Raw genomic sequence first — 17,621 nt, 5'->3', positions numbered from 1 at the left:
TTCCACGGCGGTACGGGGAAGATTGGCCACCTCTAGGGGAGCGACGTGCGACTTCTGCGCCGAGTCGGTAGGCAAGCGCGGAGTGCTGCACAACGATCCGGCCACCGGGTGAGGCGTCACGCCGACATCGGTCATGAAACCGCCATTGATTGCGCCCGGGAGCAGGGGCTGACGCTGCCCATGATCGACACTGGAGTCCACCCATGAACACCCTGACCCTGCAGCCTGGCCACCTGACCCTGGCCCAGTTGCGCGAGATCCATCGCCAGCCCGTCACCCTGGTCCTGGCCGAGGGTGCCGCCGCGGCCATCGACGCCAGCGTCGGTTGCGTCGAGCGCATCCTCGCCGAGGGCCGTACCGCCTATGGCATCAATACCGGTTTCGGCCTGCTGGCCTCGACCCGCATCGCCCCCCATGACCTGGAGAAGCTGCAGCGCTCGCTGGTGCTGTCCCATGCCGCCGGCCTCGGCGAACCCCTGGACGACGCCCTGGTGCGGCTGATCCTCTGGCTCAAGGTCAACAGCCTGGCGCGTGGCTTCTCCGGCATCCGCCGCCAGGTGATCGACGCCTTGGTGGCTTTGATCAACGCCGAGGTCTATCCGCATATTCCGCTCAAAGGCTCGGTGGGCGCCTCGGGTGATCTGGCGCCCCTGGCGCATCTGTCGCTGGTGCTGCTGGGCGAGGGCAAGGCGCGCCATCGTGGCCAGTGGCTGCCGGCCAGCGAGGCCTTGGCGATAGCCGGGCTGGAACCCCTGACCCTGGCGGCCAAGGAAGGCCTGGCGCTGCTCAACGGCACCCAGGTCTCCACCGCCTATGCCTTGCGCGGCCTGTTCGAGGCCGAGGATCTCTATGCCGCGGCCACCGTCTGCGGTGGGCTCAGCGTGGAGGCCATGCTCGGCTCGCGGGCGCCTTTCGATGCGCGCATCCATGCCGCCCGCGGGCAGCGCGGCCAGATCGATGCCGCGGCGGCCTACCGTGCGCTGCTCACCGAGACCAGCGAAATCGCCCAGTCCCACCGCAATTGCGACAAGGTGCAGGATCCTTACTCGCTGCGCTGCCAGCCCCAGGTGATGGGCGCCTGCCTGACCCAGTTGCGCCAGGCCGCCGAGGTGCTGGAGGTAGAGTCCAATGCCGTCTCCGATAACCCGCTGGTGTTCGCCGAGGAGTTCGAGGTGATTTCCGGCGGTAACTTCCACGCCGAGCCGGTGGCCATGGCCGCCGACAACCTGGCTTTGGCCCTGGCCGAGATCGGCGCCCTGTCCGAGCGGCGCATCTCGCTGATGATGGATAGGCACATGTCCCAGTTGCCGCCTTTCCTGGTGGAGAACGGCGGGGTCAACTCCGGCTTCATGATCGCCCAGGTCACCGCCGCCGCCCTGGCCAGCGACAACAAGGCGCTGGCCCATCCGGCCAGCGTCGACAGCCTGCCCACCTCGGCCAACCAGGAAGATCATGTGTCCATGGCACCCAACGCCGGCAAGCGCCTCTGGGCCATGGCCGACAACGTGCGGGGCATCCTCGCCATCGAATGGCTGGGCGCCTGCCAGGGTCTGGACTTCCGTACCGGGCTCAAGACCAGCCCGGCGCTGGAGCGAGCGCGTGGTCTGTTGCGCGCCGAGGTGCCCTATTACCAGGAGGACCGCTTCTTCGCCCCGGACATCGAGCGCGCCGTGGCCCTGCTGGCGGGCGGCTGCCTGAACGAGCTGGTGCCGGCGAGACTCTTGCCGAGTCTCTGATCGCATAGTGGCCGACCCGGCAGGCACGCCGCCGGGCCGCGCGTTATCATTCGCGGCTTCCTTTCCTACCCCTGGAGTTCGCGTGAGCAGCACGACACCCCCTCGCTACAAGGTGATCGAAGCCTTCCTGCTCGAGCGCATCCAGAGCGGTGTCTATCCGGTGCATCACCAGATTCCCACCGAGGAACAGCTGGCGCGGGATTTCGCCGTCAGCCGCATGACCGCCAACAAGGCCATCACCCACCTGGTGCAACAGGGCTACCTGACGCGCCAGGCGGGACTCGGCACCTTCGTCATCGAGCGCAAGGCGGAATCCTCGCTGCACGAGGTGATGAATATCGCCGCCGAAGTGCGCGCCCGCGGGCGGGTCTACAGCAATCGCGTACTGCGTTGCGAAGCCCTGGCGGCCGACGATGAGGTGGCCTTGCGCCTGGGACTGCGCCTGGGCGCCGAGGTGTTCCATAGCATCCTGGTGCATCTCGAGGACGGTGTGGCCATCCAGCTGGAGGATCGCTACGTCAATCCGCGCTGGGTGCCGCATTACCTGCAGAGTGACTTCAGCCGCCAAACGCCCAACGAGGTGCTGGTGGCCAGTTGCCCGATCAGCGACGTCGAGCACATCGTCGAGGCGGTGCTGGCAACGGCCGAGACCGCCCGCTGGCTGGACATCGCCAAGGGCGCCGCCTGCCTGTCGATGATCCGCCGCACCTGGTCGGACGAGCATCTGGTGAGCTACGTGCGGCTGTTGCATCCGGGCGATAGATACAAGCTGAGTTCGACCACCCGGCATCGCTGAGCGGGCGTGCTTTGGGATGTTGGGCTTCGCTGTGCTCAACCCAACCTACGTAAGTTCCTGCTCGCTCCCGACCGCCCCCTCTGTAGGAGAGGGTTGGGGTGAGGGTGGCTCCGGTTCTGCCGTGGGTGTTGGGCTTCGCTGCGCTCAACCCAACCTACGTAAGTCCTTGCTCGCTCCAGACCGCCCCCTCTCCCTGTGGGGGAGGGCTGGGGTGAGGGGATCTCCGGTTAGGTAGCGGTTGGGGAGATCAGAGCCTGTCCACCAGCGCCACGGCCTCCTGGCTGGCCTGGTCGCGCGAGGCTTGGTCGATCTCGGGACCGAACAGGGTCTTTTCCAGCACCACGGTGTGCATCCGGTCGATGCCGACCATCTCGCACCAGGTACGCAGATAGGATTCCTGGTGCTCCTGGCGATCCAGGGCGGCGCCGCGAGCGGCGATCACCAGCGCCTGGCGGCCGCCGAGCAGGCCGTTGAGGCCGCGGTCGTCGAAGGTGAACAGCAGGTCCTTCTGGCTGACCACGTCGAACAGCTGCTTGAGCTTGTAGGGAATGCCGAAATTCCAGCAGGGCACGCCGAACAGCAATACATCGGCGGCATGGAAGCGTTGCGCCAGTTCCTTGATCTGGCTCCAGGCCTGCTCCTGAGCGGGGCTCAGCGACTGGCCTTGGATACCGGCGTACTTGGCATCCAGCACGGGACCGTCGAATTCCGGCAGGTCGCAATGCCAGACGTCGAGGGTATCGACCTCGCTGTCCGGGTGCTTCCGTTGCCAGGCCTGGATGAAGGCGTTGGCGACTTCCAGGGATGCGGAACGATCCTGGCGGGGCGAACCTATCACGTGTAGCAGGCGGGGCATGGCTAGCTCCTTGGGTTGATGGACATCGCGATAACTATAGGTGGTGGAGCGGGGTTCGTCAGCCGGGTGGAGGCTGTGCCGATGGGTGGTCTGGGATGCGGTTCTCAGGATGTTGAGGGTCTGGGTACGCACCCTCACCCCAACCCTCTCCCGGAGGGAGAGGGGGTTGATCAGGAGCAGGCAGGATTCATCGTAGGTTGGGCAGAGCGCAGCGAAGCCCAACGTGCCGGGGCAAGTCCTAGGCACTGGGCACGCCCTCACCCCGGCCCTCTCCCAGGGGGAGAGATTTGCAACAGCCGGCCAGGTCAGGCCGGCCCGGCTTCCACGCGCAAGGCCGGTCGGCGCAGGCCGAGCAGGGCGTCCACCACCAGGAACAGCAGCAGACTACCGCCGAGCACTGGCAGGCACAGGCCGAGCAGCAGGGCCACCAGGGGTACCAGCACGCGCGACATCAACGGCAGCTGGCGCCAGAGGGCGATCAGGCCGGGCTGCGCCGGATTGCGAGTGGGGCGACGGCGCCACCAGAGCAGGTAGCCCCAAACGGTCATCACCAGCAAGCCCAGGGCGATGGCCGCCAGCACCAACTGGTTGGCCAGGCCGAAGAGCACGCCCATGTGGGCGTCGATGCCCCAGCGGGTCAGCTTGGCCGGCAGCGAGTACTGGGCGAAATGCACTTGGTCGACCACGCGCAGATCCTTGGGATCTATGGCCACGGCGTCCACCTGAGTGGGCCAGCGGCGGTCGATCTCGCTTACCGTCCAGGCCTTGTCGGCGCTGCGAGCCGGGCGGATCTCCACTTTGCCGGCGTCGATCCCGGCTGCCCGCGCGGTCGCCAATACCCGGTCGAAGGTAGCCGGGTCCAGGGACGCGACCGGCGGGGTGGGCATGGCGCCATGATCATGGTGGCCGGCGTGTTCGTCATGGGTCATGGCCGGCATGGCCGCACTGCCCAGGGCGGTCTTCACGCTGGGGGTGGACCAGCCGTAGTGGGCGCGCAGCAGGCCGATGTTGGCGCCGGCATAGTTCGACCAGGTCAGGCCGGTGGCGGAAAGGAACAACAGGCCGCCCAGCAGCCAGAGCCCGGTACTGGCATGCAGGCCGCGCAGCCCTCGGGCCGGACGGCGCTGGCGGCGGCGTACCAGCCAGAGCGTCAGCCCGCCGAGCGCGGCGATCCACAGCCAGGAAGCGGCCAGTTCGCTGTAGAGACGACCGACGTCGCCCAGCAACAGGCTGCGATGGAACTGATCGATCTCGGTGCGTAGCGGCAGGATGCCGCTGGTGCCGTAGACCGCCAGATCACCGCGGATGGCGCCGGTGACTGGATCGATGAACAGTGCCCGGTGGGCCGATTCACCCAGGGATGGATCGTTGAACATCACCCGGGTGGTGTCGCCCTCGGCAGGCGCCGGGCGTACCGCGCCCAGGGTTAGGGCGGGGCCCACCGCCGCCTGGGCGACCTGGATTTGTTCGGCCAGGGGCAGGGGTTTGCCACGGCTGGGGGTATGCAGCGCCTCGGCATAGAGGTGCGCCTCGAGTTGCGGTGTGAGGGCATACACCAAGCCGCTGGCGGCGGCCACCAGCAGGAAGGGGCCGACGCACAGGCCGATGAGGAAATGCAGCCGCGCCAGCAGCTGCAGCAGCGGCCCCGGCGCCTGGGCGGCCGGAGCGGAGGAGTGCGAAGTCATAACGTTCACCACGGAGCGACACGCGGCCGAAGGCTGACCGCGTGCAGGATTACGGAAAAAGAGAACAGCAGCTTTCCGCGACCGGGGTGTCAGGGGGCCTGGGGATGGAGGGTGGAGCGGCTCGCGCGCGGCGGTGGCGGCAGGGCGCCGTGGTAGCGGCGGCGATGGGGATCGCCGGGACGCAGCAGCCATTGCAGGACGACGAAGATCAGGGTGGCCAGCAATAGGGTGGCGGCGAAGACGCAATCGCCGGTGGGGGAGAGGGTCGTCGCGCTGCCGGCCGGCAGATTGGCGTGCATGCCGGCCATGTCCGCCTGGGCATGCAGGGGCTGCGCGTCATGATGGTGATGAGCGTGCGCCGCGCTGGCGGCGGGAAGCAGCGGCAGCGTGAAGCGGGCGAGCATCTGACCGTGCCCCAGGGCGCAGACGAGTCCGTTCAACAGGATGCAGGCGAGCAGCATCCAGGCGAGCGAGGTGCGCGGGGAACGGAGGGTTTTCATGGCTGCGGACTGTATCATCGTCCCGGACGACGTACAGCCCTGCTTGACCGGAAGGGCTCTGGCCTGCGCCAAAAGGTCGCGCCCATGGCTAGCAAAGGAACGCGAGGAGAGCGTGAGCGAAGCGCCCATCATTACCCTGGAGCGGATTACCGCGGCCGACGCGAAGGTGACGGCCTTCTTGTTGGCGAGCGCGCGCGAGCTGTTCGCCGGCCGGCTCGATCCCACGCGCGTCCCGACGGATCTGACCGACTTCGCCGAGCACTATGGCGAGGATCGCGGCTGCCTGCTGATCGCGCGGGATGCCGCCGGAGCGCCCGTGGGCAGCATCGCCTACCGCCGCTATGACCGGCGTTTTCCACGGCTGGCCTATCCAGGGGAGCGGGTGATGGAGGTGGTCCGGCTGTTCGTGGCGCCGCACTGCCGCCGGCAAGGCCTGGCGCGGCGGCTGTTTCACGAATTGCTGGCGCAGGCCGAACGCGAGGCGGTGCAGCGCTTCTATCTGCACACCCATCCCTTCCTGCCCGGCGCCGAGACCTTCTGGACAGCCCAGGGCTTCCAGGTGGTCGAGCGGGAAACGGCTTTGCCTTGGCAGACCATCCATCTGGAGCGGCGGCTGACGGGCGAGACGTAGCTCAGGCGTCCGCCGGCCCACGACAAAGCAGATAGGTATCCATGATCCAGCCGTGCTCTTCGCGCGCGGCGCTGCGCACCCGGTGGATCTCCTCGGCCACTTCCACCAGGCGTCCGGCGATGAGGATCTCGTCCGCCGTGCCCACGTAGGCGCCCCAGTAGATGTACAGCTGCGGATCGTCCAGGTGGCGATAGGCCTCGTGCGAGTCGAGCATCACCACCAGGCTGTCCAGATGGTCGGGGAAGCGCTGCAGGCGGCGCCCCGGTGTGATCTCCAGCGCCTGGCCGATGCGATTGAGCGGTACCCGATGGCGCGCGGCCAGGGCCTGAACGCTGGAGATGCCTGGGATCACCTCGTAGTCGAAGTCCAGCCGGCCCTCGCGCTTGATCGCCGCCAGGATGCGTAGGGTGCTGTCGTACAGCGCCGGATCGCCCCAGACCAGGAAGGCACCGCAATCGTCCTCGGCCAATTCTTCCTCGATCATCTGCTCCATCAACGCCTGCTTGGCGGCGTTGAGGTCGTCCACTGCCTGCCGGTAGTCGCCTTCGCGGCGGCGCTCGGGGATGGGCGCGCTGACGAAGCGATAATCCCGCTCACGGATATGACGGGCGCAGATGGTTTCGCGCAGGTGGATCAGGCTGTCCTTTTCCGCGCCCTTGTCGAACAGGAAGAAGGTACTGGCTCGATTGAGGGCGGCGATGGCCTGGAGGGTCAGGTAGTCGGGATCGCCGGCGCCGATGCCGATGACCAGTAGGGTTTTCATGGGGTGGCCTCGATGGAAAGAGCAGCGCGCAGTGTAACCAGGGATGTCTTCTCCGTAGAGACCTCCACAATCGTCATGCTACGTTCGACCGGTTTGCCTACTGCCAGGCAAGGACGGGAAGGACAGAGGTGACGATGACGGCGAGCTGGCGAGGGATACCCCGCGGGGTCTGGATTCTGGGGGGTGTGAGTATGTTCATGGACATCTCCTCGGAGATGATCCATAGCCTATTGCCGCTGTTCCTGGCCACCGGCCTGGGCTTGAGCGTGCTCTATATCGGCATTCTCGAAGGGGTGGCCGAGGCGACCGCGCTGATCACCAAGATCTTTTCCGGGGTGCTCAGCGACTACCTGGGCCGGCGCAAGGGCCTGGCGGTGCTGGGCTATGGCCTGGGCGCCCTGAGCAAGCCGCTGTTCGCCCTGGCCAGTGGCGCCGGTCTGGTGTTCGGCGCGCGCTTCATGGATCGCATCGGCAAGGGTATTCGCGGCGCCCCGCGCGACGCCCTGGTGGCCGACGTGACGCCACCGGAGATCCGTGGCGCCGCCTATGGCCTGCGCCAATCGCTGGACACCCTTGGCGCCTTCCTCGGGCCGCTGCTGGCGGTGGGGTTAATGCTGCTCTGGGCCAACGATTTCCGCGCGGTGTTCTGGGTGGCGGTGATCCCGGCCTTCATCGCGGTGGCCCTGTTGTATTTCGGCTTGGACGAGCCCAAGGCGGCCATCGTCAAGGCACGCACCAATCCGCTCACCCGCAGCCAGCTGCGCAAGCTGCCGGCGGCCTTCTGGCAGGTGGCGATGCTCGGCGGCGTCTTCACCCTGGCGCGCTTCAGCGAAGCCTTCCTGGTGCTCAAGGCCGAGCAGGTGGGGGTGCCCCTGGCGCTGGTACCGTTGGTGATGGTGGGCATGCACCTGGTGTTCTCGTTGTCGGCCTATCCGCTGGGGGCGCTGTCCGACCGGGTCGGTCATCGCGCGCTGCTGGCCTGGGGCCTGGTGCTGCTGATCCTGGCCGATCTGGTACTGGCGTTCAGCGGCGGCTGGATCGGCTTGGCCCTGGGCGTCGTGCTCTGGGGCCTGCACATGGGCATGACCCAGGGCCTGCTCGCCGCCATGGTCGCGCGCACCGCCCCGGCCGAATTGCGCGGCACCGCCTTCGGCCTGTTCAACCTGGTCAGCGGCATCGCCCTGCTGCTGGCCAGCAGCATCGCCGGCGCGCTCTGGCACTTCCTCGGCTCCGCCGCCACCTTCCAGTTCGGCGTCCTGGCGGCGGCGCTGACCCTGCTGGTGCTGGCCGCCTGTCGGCGCAGCGTCGCACCGCTGGCCAGCTAGTCGAACAGGGGGCGCAGATAGGGCGCCGTGGGGCTGGCGGGATCGTCTGCCACCTCGCGCGGCGTGCCGCAGGCGACGATGCGGCCGCCCGCCGCGCCGGCACCGGGGCCGATGTCGATCAGCCAGTCGCTGCCGGCCACCACCTGCAGGTTGTGCTCCACCAGCACCACGGTATTACCTTCCTCGACCAGGCCGTGCAGCTGGCGCATCAGCCGTTCCACGTCGGCCGGGTGCAGGCCGGTGGTGGGCTCGTCCAGCACATAGAGGGTGGTGCCGCGACTGGTGCGTTGCAGTTCGGTGGCCAGCTTGATGCGCTGGGCCTCGCCACCGGAGAGTTCGGTGGCCGGTTGGCCGAGGCGCAGATAGCCCAGGCCGATATCGGCCAGTACCCGCAGCGCCCGCGCCACTGCGGCTTCTTCGGCGAAGAAGGCCAGGGCCTCGTCCACTGTCAGGCCCAGTACCTCGGCAATGGTCTTGCCCTGCCAGCGTACCTCCAGGGTCTCGGGGTTGTAGCGCGCACCCTGGCAGGTGGGGCAGGCGGCATAGACGCTGGGCATGAACAGCAACTCAACGCTGACGAAGCCTTCGCCTTCGCAGGTCGGGCAGCGGCCCTTGGCGACGTTGAAGGAAAAGCGCCCGGCATCGAAGCCTCTTTCCTGGGCCTCCGGGGTGGCGGCGAACAGCTTGCGTACCCCGTCGAACAGGCCGGTGTAGGTGGCGAGGTTGGAGCGTGGTGTGCGACCGATGGGTTTCTGGTCCACCGGCACCAGGCGACGAATGCCGCCGAGGCCACCGACCACCTGGCCGGTGGTGGCGGGCAGGGCATCGGCATCCAGCTCGACCACCTCGTCACCGTCCTCGGCGGCGCCCTGGCCCAGCTCGGCGCCCACCAGCTCCAGCAGCGCCTGGCTGACCAGGCTGGACTTACCCGAGCCGGAGACGCCGGTCACCGCCGTCAGGCAGCCCAGCGGAAAGGCGGCGTCCAGCCCCTGAAGGTTATTGCGGCTGACCCCGGCCAGGCGCAGCCAGCCCTTGGGTTCGCGCGGCGGTCGGGTCTCGCGCTGCGGCGGGGCGAACAGATAGCGCGCCGTCACCGATTCCTTGACCTCGGCGAGGCCCTCTGGCGGGCCGCTGTAAAGCACCTGGCCACCACCTTCGCCAGCCGCGGGGCCGACATCCACCAGCCAGTCGGCACGCTTCATGGTGGCCAGGTCGTGCTCCACCACGAACAGCGAGTTGCCCTGGGCCTTGAGGCCGTCGAGGGCTTCCAGCAGAGCTTCGCCATCGGCCGGATGCAGACCGGCGGAAGGTTCGTCCAGCACATAGACCACGCCGAACAGCTGGGACACCAGCTGAGTCGCCAGGCGCAACCGCTGCAATTCACCGGAGGAAAGGGTGGTGGTGCTGCGTTCCAGCGCCAGGTAGCCGAGGCCCAGGCGGGTCAGGGTCTGCAAGCGCTCCAGCAATTCGGTGGCCATGCGCTGGGCGGCCAGGCGTTTTTCGGGAGACAGGTCGGGCGTACGGCGGACGTCCGGTGCGCCAGCGTGGTCACTGCTGCCAGCGGCCTTGCGGCGGGCGCGGTCCTGCCGGCCTGTTTCGGCGGCCAATACGGCCTGCTCCTCGGCCTCGTCGAAATCGCCGGCGGCCACCCGGCGCAGCAGCACGCTCAGATCGTCCAGCGGCAGCCGCGACAGCTCGCCGATGTCCAGCCCGGCGAAGGTCACCGAGAGCGCCGCTTGGGTCAGCCGCTTACCGTGGCACAGCGGGCAGGTCTGGCCGATCATGAAGCGCGCCGCGCGCTGCTTCATCTTGGCGCTCTGGGAATTGGCGAAGGTGTGCAGCACATGGCGCCGAGCGCCGGTGTAGGTGCCCTGGTAGCTGGGCTCGGCCTTGCGCTTGAGCGCCGCGCGGGTCTGCTCGGGGGTGAGGCCGGCATAGACCGGGACGGTGGGTTGTTCTTCGGTGAAGAGAATCCAGTCGCGCTGCTCTTGCGGCAGGTCGCGCCAGGGGATGTCGACGTCATAGCCCAGGGTGACCAGGATATCGCGCAGATTCTGCCCGCCCCAGGCGGTGGGCCAGGCGGCGATGGCGCGCTGGCGGATGGTCAGCGAGGGGTCCGGCACCATGGAGTCTTCCGTCACCTCGTAGACCCGGCCCAGACCATGGCACTTCGGGCAGGCGCCCTGGGGCGTGTTGGGCGAGAAGTCCTCGGCATAGAGCATCGGCTGGTCGGCCGGATAGCGGCCGGCGCGGGAATAGAGCATCCGCACCAGGCTGGACAGCCCGGTCACGCTGCCCATGGACGAGCGACTGCTCGGCTGGCCGCGCTGCTGCTGCAGGGCCACCGCCGGCGGCAGGCCCTCGATGGCCTCCACCTGGGGCACTCCCACCTGGTCGATCAGCCGCCGCGCATAGGGCGCCACCGATTCGAAGTAGCGGCGCTGGGCTTCGGCATAGAGGGTGCCAAAGGCCAGCGACGACTTGCCCGAGCCGGACACCCCGGTGAACACCACCAGCGCATCGCGGGGGATGTCCACGTCGACGTTCTTCAGATTGTGCTCGCGGGCACCGCGGACGGAGACGAAACCGGGACGGGGAGAGGAGGGCATGGGGGCTCGAAGACTCGCTGAAACGGGAGTTATACAGGATGGGACTCTGGCGAGAATGCCGGGTTGCGTCGTGCATTGGTATAGGTCGGCGCTCACCGTATTGACCGGCTGGAAGGGCCGGCGCTACCTTCCGCGGCGTCTACAGCAACCCTCAGGAGTCCTGCCTTGGACAGTCAACCCGGTCGATCTCGACGGGCCTGAGCGGCGAGTCCTGCGGCAGTCTTCCTGCCTCCGGCTCGCCGCCCGGGCGAGCGGTAGCGGGCGATGCCTGCCTTCCTCTTCCATGCCGATCACCCTTCCCCAGGGAGGGCTGTCGCTGTGCTGTCTCGATCTTCCTGCACCCTGAACCCCGGTCGGCCTCCAGGCCGACGATCCCGCCGGCATTCGCCGGCACGCGAGGTGGATCTTGGATTGGAAAGTCTTCCTGCTGCGCGTCTTCGTGGCGCTCGCCCTTGGCGCCCTGATCGGCGCCGAACGTCAACTGCGCCAACGCCTCACCGGGCTGCGCACCAATGCGCTGGTCAGCACCGGCGCCTGCCTGTTCGTATTGATGACCCAGGCGGTCCCGGGCATGGCGGCCGACGCCTCCCATGTCGCCGCCTACGTGGTCTCCGGGATCGGCTTTCTCGGCGGCGGCGTGATCATGCGCGACGGCCTCAATGTGCGCGGCCTGAACACCGCCGCCACCCTCTGGTGCACCGCCGCCATCGGCGTGCTGTGCAGCATGGGGCTGCTGCTGGAGGCCGGTCTCGGCACGCTGGTGGTGCTCTGCGCCAACATCCTGCTACGCGACTTGGCCCAGCGCCTGAATCACCAGGACGTGGTGCCGGCCAGCGAGGTGGAGCTGCACTTCGGCGTGGAGATCGTTTGCCGCGCCGAGGACGAGATCCAGGTGCGCAGCCTGATGTTGCACAGCCTGGAAGGCGGCGGCCTGCGCCTGCAATCCCTGCACAGCCAGGACCAGACCAACGCCACCCGCCTGGAAGTGCATGCCGAACTGCTCGGCAACTCCGGCGCCACCGCCCAGCTGGAGCGGCTGGTCAGCCGCATCTGCCAGGAGAAGGGCGTGACCTCGGCACGCTGGCAGGTGCGGGAGATGGGGTTGGAGTAAGGCCAGTGCTAGTCCTGCGTATGTTCCAGCGCATAACGCCGGCAATGCTCCAGGTAGCCCATCTCATGGGCGCCCACCAGTTGCACCACGCTGCTCCATAGCCAGGACGGGGCGTCCAGGGTACGGGTGCGATTGTGCTGCAGATCGCTCATCCACTCCACGCGCGTCGCGAGGTCCATCTGCCGGGCGTGGGCACGACCCACTACCCGCGCCAGGTAGGCCGCGGCGCCCATGGCCTCGCGGGCGCTGAGTTCGTCCAGCTCCAGCTTGAGATCCTGGGGCAGGAGTTCACGGATGAAAAAGGAGTGATCCAGCAGCCGTACCGCCAGCATGCGATTGCCCAGCGCGGGTGACAGCTGGCGTGCACCTTCCACCACCCGCTTGCCATTGTCCTTGGGCATGGCGGCATGGGCGGCGCGTGGAGCGGCAGCGGCCACCGCCTGCTTGATGTCGATCAGGCAATAGTCTTCGTCGTCGCCATCGTCCACCCCCAGCAGCACGGCATAGCGCCGCAGGCCCAGGGAGCTGCAACCCTTGACCCAGTAGGCGCTGTCGAGCAACTCGACGCGGCTGTCGTGGCTGCGGCCCTTGAGCGAGGTCACCAGGGCATGGATGCCGGGCGTCTGACACAGCTCGGCGATGGCCTGGCGCTCGGCCTTGCTCAGCCGCCAGAAATGCTTGCCCAGCGGCAGCTTGGGACGGGTGTTTTCCATGCGCTCCTTGGCCAGGTGCTTCCAGGTACGCTGCACCGCGCTGCGCATGCCGGCCTTGACCTGGGCGGGGCGCGGCACCTCGCGTTCGAGGTCATCCTCGAAGGCGATCTCGTAGCCGCGCATCATCTCTTCCAGCATTCGCGCGGTGGTCACCCCCGGCAGGTCGGAGCCGCGCGCCGCGGTGGCCAGCGACAGCGCCAGGCGCACCAGGTCATGGGCCGGATTGCCGACCACGGTCTGGTCCAGGTCGCGGATGTTGACGTCGGTGGCGCCCTTGAGATCCCCGGTGGGCCCCAGGTTGCCGGCATGGCAATCGCCGCAGATCCACACCGCTGGCCCATTGGGCAGGCTGCGCCCCGGTTGGCTGTGCAGCCATTCGTAGAACTGCACCGTGCTGCCGCGCACATAGGCATGGGCGGAGCGGGCCATCTTCAGATTGCGCAACTGATTGAGGCGGGGCAGGCGATCGGTGGGGCGAGGAGTGGTCATGCGGGGCGAGGCCGTGAGGGAGACAACCGTGTGACCGTTGCGTTGAGTGAATGTTGCAGGGTGTTTCTGCGGTCTAAACTGTTCGCGGGCTTTAGGTTAGAGATATCTAGGGATTTAAAATATTTGAAGGTGATCTATGAAGCCGTTAGTGGAATATTGTCGCGGGGCAGTCGGATCGATTATTGCTCAATACGAAATGACTAAAGTTTTAGGGCATTCTGCGACTATGGGATCTACACGTGAGAAGCTAATTCAGGATTTTCTGATTGCCCATCTTCCTCAAATGACTAATGCGGTAAGTGGGGTTGTTGTAGATTCGAATGGGGCTCGCTCAAAACAGCAAGATATAGTTCTTGTACTTAAGTCCATGCCGAGGTTGCCTTTTGCTAGTGGTCACGACTTGATCCTTCAGGAGGGCGTGGTTGCTACTCTTGAGATAAAAACAGAGATAAGTCCTTCGTTGCTGGAAGATATCTGTACGAATATCAGAAGCGTCAAGGATCTCAAGCCTAGCTCCCTTGCCGGGGCTCAGTTAGGAGACGTCACTTGGCCTTATGCAAGGATATTGACGGTAGTAATAACATATGGTGGATCGAGTTTAGGTAGTATTTGGCGTAAGCTTGACAGCTTTCCAGATGTGTCCATTCCTGATGTGTACTTGGATTTTACGAAAGGGGTTCTTATTAGAAACGAGGGGCTAATTTATCCTGTGAGAGGAACTGATTCATATCTTTTTTTTGAAGATCCCTCTATTGGGCTTGCGCGTCTTCTCACGATTCTCTCTAAAGTTACAGGGTGCCTACTGATGCGAGATGTTAACTGGGATGAGTACGTTGATTGAACTTCTATAGTTTTTGCTATGCATGCTGATTTTTAATTGATATCTGATTTTGGCGAGTTACGACGCTTTAAATGGCTGAGTGGCAGGCAGTTTTTGTAACCGGAATTGCCTGCCACTCTCTGCTTTTTAGCACCTGAACTGCCCGATCTGCCGATTCAGGTCGTTGGCCAGGGCATCGAGGGAGACAGCGGTCTGCACCGTCTCACCAATGGCCTCGCTGTTCTGCTGGGCCATCTGGGCGATACGCTCCACGGTGCGGGCCACGTCCTGGCTGGCGGCGGTCTGCTCGCGCAGGGCCACGGAGATCTGGTTGACCACCCGGACCACGCTGTCCGAGGAAGTATTGATGCTCACCACCGCCTCGCCGGCCTGGTTGGCCAGGTCGACGCCACCATTGACCTGACGCACCCCCACGTCCATGTCGGCCATGGCCGCATGGGTGGCGGCCTGGATCTTCTCGATCATGGCAGCGATTTCCTGGGTGGAGTTGGCGGTGCGTTGCGCCAGTTGGCGTACCTCGTCGGCCACCACGGCGAAGCCGCGACCCTGCTCACCGGCCCGCGCGGCTTCGATGGCAGCATTGAGCGCCAGCAGGTTGGTCTGGTCAGCGATGCCCTTGATCACGCTGACGATGGACGAGACGCGCTCGGAATGTTCGCCCAGTTCGCCGATGCGCTCGGCCGAGGACTGCACGGTGCCGGCAATGGATCTCATGCTCTCCACCGATGCCTGGATGGTCTTGCCACCGTCCTGCGCCAGGCGGCCGGATTGGCTGGACAGGTCGTGGGCTTCGTTGGCGTTATCCGCCACATGGTTGATGCTCACGGTCAGTTCTTCCACCGTGGCCGCCATGCTGGAGGCCGCGCTGGATTGCTCCTGGGCGGCGGCGGAGAGCTGCTGCGAGTTGGCGGAAATGCTGTGGGAGGCGGCGACCAGGTGGTCGGTCCCCTGCTTGATGCGCTGGATCATCTCCCGCAGCTTTTCCTGCATCAGGCCGAAGGCACCCAGCAATTGGCCCACCTCATCCTGTCCGCCTGCCGGAATCGGCGAATCCAGGCGTCCGTTGGCGATATTGCGGGCCACGGCGATGGCCTGATGGAGCCGGCCGATGATGGTGCGCGACAGCGACCAGGCGATGCCCAGCGCCAGCAGGGCGGCGAGAATGCCCCCGCTGATCAGGATGACCATGGCGTCCTGCTTGGCGTCCTGCATCGTCTGGGTACGGTTTTCCAGCAGCTTGTTCTCGCGGGTCTTGATCTGAGCCAACAGGCTGCGCATGGCATCCATCTTGCCCTTGTCCTGGGCTGTCGCGATGCGCGCGGTAAGGGTGTCCAGCGGTAGGGTGCCGGCATTGACCTGGCGGCGCAGGGCGATGATCTGCTGCACCGATTCGCTGTTCCATTGCGTCTTGGCCGCCGCGAGCTGGCTCAGATCGCTCTGCTGGGCGGGATTGTCACGGGTGAGCTGGCTCAGTTCCTGCACCTGCTCGGCGAAGTCACGTTCGCCCTGGTTCAGGGGGGCGAGGAACTCTTCCTTGCCGGTCAGGGCGAAGCCGCGCATGCCGGTCTCCATGTTGACCAGCGCCAACAGGGCGGCATCGGCATCCTGCAACACGTGGTAGGAGTGGATGTTCTGCTTGACCGCCGAGTTGACCTGATTGAAACCCTGGCTCGCCGCCAGGATCAGCGCCAGGATGATGACCAGGATAGCGCCGAAGCCGAGGTTGAGTTTTTTCGAGATGTTCAGGCGGTTCAGCATGGAAATCCTTGCGCAGTGGCGGTGTGACGGGGTGAGCTGGTCCGAGCCGGCGGATTGGGCGGGCGCAGGCTCCCTCGGGCGTTCTGTGCATGAGGGAGTCGGCTGTCCAGGCGTGACGAAGGCGAGCAGCGGCAATGACGACGTCTGGCAACAGGTGAGCTCCAGAGTCGTGGAGCCCGTTTTTTGAGAGGGTTACCCTGAAAAAGTTTTACGTGACGCAATAGGCATTTTTGCGGCAGGTTTATTCCCGACAGGGCCCGGCATAGGGCGAAGCCTTGCCCAGCGCCTGCTCGGCGCTGAGTGCTGGAACAGCCGCGCCAGAGCCGTTGACGATCAGTGGTTGTCTTTGGGATCTGAACGGTAGCTCAGGCGCGGCAGCTGCCGCTGCAAGAATCCGTCAGGGTCGCAACCGTGCCAACCGTCTGGCCAGGGCCTGTGCCTCATCGGCTTGGGTGACATTGGTGAACCCCACCAGCAGTCCCTGGTGCTCCGGTGCGGCCAGATACCAGCGCGACAGCGCCTGTACCGCGAGTCCCTCGGCCTGGGCAGCGTCCGCCCAGGACTGGTCGTCGCCCTGTGCCAGGCGAGCCAGCAGATGCAGGCCGCCGGCCTGGAGCTCGATCCGTACCCCTGCGCCCAAGGCGGTCGTCATGGCCTCGGCCAGCCACTGGCGGCGCTGCCGATAGAGGGTACGCATTCGATTCAGATGGCGGGCGAAGTGACCTTCCGCGAGAAAGCTCGCTACCGTGGCTTGCAGCAAGAGAGGCGCATGGTTATGCAGGCGGTCGGCGCTGGCGGCGAAGGCCGCCACCTGGGCCGGCGGGACCACCAGATAGGCCAGGCGCAGCCCGGGAAACAGCACCTTGCTGAAGGTGCCGGCGTAGAGTACCCGGCCCTGCTCATCCAGGCTCTTGAGCGCCGGCAACGGCTTGCCCTGATAGCGATACTCACTATCGTAGTCGTCCTCGATGATCCAGGCGTCTTCGCGCTGCGCCCAGTCCAGCAGCGCCAGGCGCCGGGGTAGGGACAGCGACACGCCCAACGGACTCTGGTGACTCGGGGTGACCACCGCACAGCGGGCGTGGGGTGCCTGGGCCAGGCCAGCGGCGACGTCCAGCCCTTCGCCATCTACCGGTACCGGGATCAACGCCAGGCCCGCCGCCTGCAGGGCGCGGCGGGCGATGAAGTAGCCCGGCTCCTCGAACCAGCAGGCATCGCCGGGCGCCAGCAGCGTTTGGACGATCAGATCCAGCCCCGCACGATAGCCGGCGCAGACGAACACCTGCTCGGGGCTGCAAGCGATGCCGCGCGCCAGCCCCAGGTAGGTGGCGATGGCAGCGCGCAGGCCGGCATGACCGCGGGCATCGGGATAGACCAGCCCCTCCAGCCCGGCTCCGCGCAATTGCCGCGCGGCCAGGCGGGTCCAGAGTTTGCGCGGAAAGGCATCCAGCGCCGGCAAGCCCAATTGCAAGGGCAGGGGCGGACCGCCGGCGTGGGTCGCCTCCACCGGGGCGGGCGGTGAGGTGATCGCCCCGCTAGGCGCCGACCGTTTCCATTGCGGCGAAACGATGGTGCCTGCCGGGCCACGGGGAATCAGCAAGCCCTCGGCGATCAGCTGCTGATAGGCGGCCTCCACCGTGCCCCGGGCCACGTTCAACTCCGCTGCCAGCGCGCGCACCGCCGGCACCCGGTCACCGGGGCGCAGCCGGCCCTGATCCAGCGCCTGGCGAAAGCGCAGGTACAGCTGCCGGTAGAGGGGCAGGGCGAGGCGGGCATCGAGGGCGGCGGTCAGGATCATGGCCTAGTCG

Annotated in this window: 14 protein-coding genes and 1 pseudogene; 7 read left to right on the top strand and 8 right to left on the bottom strand. The window is 66.4% G+C overall.

Features of this window, described 5'->3' with window-relative positions; genetic code table 11:
* Positions 1 to 82 precede the first annotated feature (82 nt).
* The 3 genes and pseudogenes from CCZ28_RS25085 to hutC form a co-directional block, all read left to right on the top strand.
* Positions 83 to 207 (top strand): annotated as a pseudogene (locus CCZ28_RS25085) (hypothetical protein); the annotation flags it as partial.
* A complete protein-coding gene (gene hutH / locus CCZ28_RS09270) occupies positions 204 to 1,736 on the top strand; it encodes a histidine ammonia-lyase (RefSeq protein WP_140217558.1) in 1,533 nt (510 codons plus the stop codon). The pseudogene CCZ28_RS25085 and the gene hutH, both read left to right, overlap by 4 nt.
* An 82-nt stretch (positions 1,737 to 1,818) precedes the next feature.
* Positions 1,819 to 2,532: a histidine utilization repressor gene (hutC, locus tag CCZ28_RS09265; protein WP_140217557.1), complete on the top strand. Its 714-nt coding sequence runs from the start codon at positions 1,819 to 1,821 to the stop codon at positions 2,530 to 2,532.
* A 247-nt stretch (positions 2,533 to 2,779) separates the two neighbouring features.
* Here hutC and CCZ28_RS09260 read toward each other — a convergent pair whose 3' ends face one another.
* The 3 genes from CCZ28_RS09260 to CCZ28_RS09250 all read right to left on the bottom strand — a co-directional run bounded on the left by CCZ28_RS09260 (position 2,780) and on the right by CCZ28_RS09250 (position 5,573).
* Positions 2,780 to 3,388: an FMN-dependent NADH-azoreductase gene (locus CCZ28_RS09260; protein ID WP_140217556.1), complete on the bottom strand. Its 609-nt coding sequence runs from the start codon at positions 3,386 to 3,388 to the stop codon at positions 2,780 to 2,782.
* Positions 3,389 to 3,693: 305 nt separating this feature from the next.
* Positions 3,694 to 5,073 carry a PepSY-associated TM helix domain-containing protein gene (locus CCZ28_RS09255; protein ID WP_140217555.1) on the bottom strand — a complete coding sequence of 460 codons (1,380 nt, stop codon included), beginning with the start codon at positions 5,071 to 5,073 and terminating at the stop codon, positions 3,694 to 3,696.
* Positions 5,074 to 5,162: 89 nt separating this feature from the next.
* A complete protein-coding gene (locus CCZ28_RS09250; RefSeq protein ID WP_167509227.1) occupies positions 5,163 to 5,573 on the bottom strand; it encodes a hypothetical protein in 411 nt (136 codons plus the stop codon).
* A gap of 112 nt (positions 5,574 to 5,685) precedes the next feature.
* On the opposite strand from CCZ28_RS09250, the gene CCZ28_RS09245 reads away from it, so the two are divergent.
* Complete coding sequence (locus CCZ28_RS09245; RefSeq protein WP_240795256.1) at positions 5,686 to 6,204, top strand: GNAT family N-acetyltransferase; 519 nt, start codon at positions 5,686 to 5,688, stop codon at positions 6,202 to 6,204.
* Position 6,205: 1 nt separating this feature from the next.
* On the opposite strand, the gene cobF is transcribed toward CCZ28_RS09245, so the two are convergent.
* Positions 6,206 to 6,967: a precorrin-6A synthase (deacetylating) gene (cobF, locus tag CCZ28_RS09240; protein WP_140217554.1), complete on the bottom strand. Its 762-nt coding sequence runs from the start codon at positions 6,965 to 6,967 to the stop codon at positions 6,206 to 6,208.
* Between the two features lie 191 nt (positions 6,968 to 7,158).
* Here cobF and CCZ28_RS09235 point away from each other — a divergent pair, with 191 nt between their 5' ends.
* A complete protein-coding gene (locus CCZ28_RS09235; protein ID WP_240795281.1) occupies positions 7,159 to 8,292 on the top strand; it encodes an MFS transporter in 1,134 nt (377 codons plus the stop codon).
* Here CCZ28_RS09235 and CCZ28_RS09230 read toward each other — a convergent pair.
* Complete coding sequence (locus CCZ28_RS09230; RefSeq protein WP_140217552.1) at positions 8,289 to 10,901, bottom strand: excinuclease ABC subunit UvrA; 2,613 nt, start codon at positions 10,899 to 10,901, stop codon at positions 8,289 to 8,291. The two genes, CCZ28_RS09235 and CCZ28_RS09230, sit on opposite strands and share 4 nt — an antisense overlap.
* 406 nt (positions 10,902 to 11,307) lie before the next feature.
* On the opposite strand from CCZ28_RS09230, the gene CCZ28_RS09225 reads away from it, so the two are divergent.
* A complete protein-coding gene (locus CCZ28_RS09225) occupies positions 11,308 to 12,012 on the top strand; it encodes an MgtC/SapB family protein (RefSeq protein ID WP_140217551.1) in 705 nt (234 codons plus the stop codon).
* An 8-nt stretch (positions 12,013 to 12,020) separates the two neighbouring features.
* Here CCZ28_RS09225 and CCZ28_RS09220 read toward each other — a convergent pair whose 3' ends face one another.
* The gene (locus tag CCZ28_RS09220) at positions 12,021 to 13,214 is read right to left on the bottom strand and encodes a DUF2252 domain-containing protein (RefSeq protein ID WP_140217550.1); all 1,194 of its coding nucleotides are present in this window, start codon (positions 13,212 to 13,214) and stop codon (positions 12,021 to 12,023) included.
* A 136-nt stretch (positions 13,215 to 13,350) separates the two neighbouring features.
* Here CCZ28_RS09220 and CCZ28_RS09215 point away from each other — a divergent pair, with 136 nt between their 5' ends.
* Positions 13,351 to 14,055, top strand: coding sequence for a DUF6602 domain-containing protein (locus CCZ28_RS09215; protein ID WP_140217549.1), 705 nt, complete (start codon positions 13,351 to 13,353; stop codon positions 14,053 to 14,055).
* Positions 14,056 to 14,181: 126 nt separating this feature from the next.
* Here CCZ28_RS09215 and CCZ28_RS09210 read toward each other — a convergent pair whose 3' ends face one another.
* The gene (locus tag CCZ28_RS09210; RefSeq protein ID WP_140217548.1) at positions 14,182 to 15,813 is read right to left on the bottom strand and encodes a methyl-accepting chemotaxis protein; all 1,632 of its coding nucleotides are present in this window, start codon (positions 15,811 to 15,813) and stop codon (positions 14,182 to 14,184) included.
* A 397-nt stretch (positions 15,814 to 16,210) separates the two neighbouring features.
* The gene (locus tag CCZ28_RS09205; protein ID WP_140217547.1) at positions 16,211 to 17,611 is read right to left on the bottom strand and encodes a PLP-dependent aminotransferase family protein; all 1,401 of its coding nucleotides are present in this window, start codon (positions 17,609 to 17,611) and stop codon (positions 16,211 to 16,213) included.
* Positions 17,612 to 17,621: the final 10 nt, after the last annotated feature.

The organism is Pseudomonas oryzihabitans (assembly GCF_006384975.1).
Lineage (GTDB): Bacteria > Pseudomonadota > Gammaproteobacteria > Pseudomonadales > Pseudomonadaceae > Chryseomonas > Chryseomonas psychrotolerans_B.
Note: the sequence above shows the minus strand (reverse complement) of the source record. Positions and strands in the feature narration are given on the sequence as shown.

Bases quoted from the DNA above. Each gene is read 5' to 3' on its own strand.
- CCZ28_RS09235 (WP_240795281.1), top strand. From the start codon at position 7,159: ATGTTCATGGACATCTCCTCGGAGATGATCCATAGCCTATTGCCGCTG.
- CCZ28_RS09260 (WP_140217556.1), bottom strand. From the start codon at position 3,388: ATGCCCCGCCTGCTACACGTGATAGGTTCGCCCCGCCAGGATCGTTCC.
- CCZ28_RS09255 (WP_140217555.1), bottom strand. From the start codon at position 5,073: ATGACTTCGCACTCCTCCGCTCCGGCCGCCCAGGCGCCGGGGCCGCTG.
- CCZ28_RS09215 (WP_140217549.1), top strand. From the start codon at position 13,351: ATGAAGCCGTTAGTGGAATATTGTCGCGGGGCAGTCGGATCGATTATT.
- cobF (WP_140217554.1), bottom strand. From the start codon at position 6,967: ATGAAAACCCTACTGGTCATCGGCATCGGCGCCGGCGATCCCGACTAC.
- CCZ28_RS09205 (WP_140217547.1), bottom strand. From the start codon at position 17,611: ATGATCCTGACCGCCGCCCTCGATGCCCGCCTCGCCCTGCCCCTCTAC.
- CCZ28_RS09220 (WP_140217550.1), bottom strand. From the start codon at position 13,214: ATGACCACTCCTCGCCCCACCGATCGCCTGCCCCGCCTCAATCAGTTG.
- hutH (WP_140217558.1), top strand. From the start codon at position 204: ATGAACACCCTGACCCTGCAGCCTGGCCACCTGACCCTGGCCCAGTTG.
- CCZ28_RS09210 (WP_140217548.1), bottom strand. From the start codon at position 15,813: ATGCTGAACCGCCTGAACATCTCGAAAAAACTCAACCTCGGCTTCGGC.
- CCZ28_RS09230 (WP_140217552.1), bottom strand. From the start codon at position 10,901: ATGCCCTCCTCTCCCCGTCCCGGTTTCGTCTCCGTCCGCGGTGCCCGC.
- CCZ28_RS09250 (WP_167509227.1), bottom strand. From the start codon at position 5,573: ATGAAAACCCTCCGTTCCCCGCGCACCTCGCTCGCCTGGATGCTGCTC.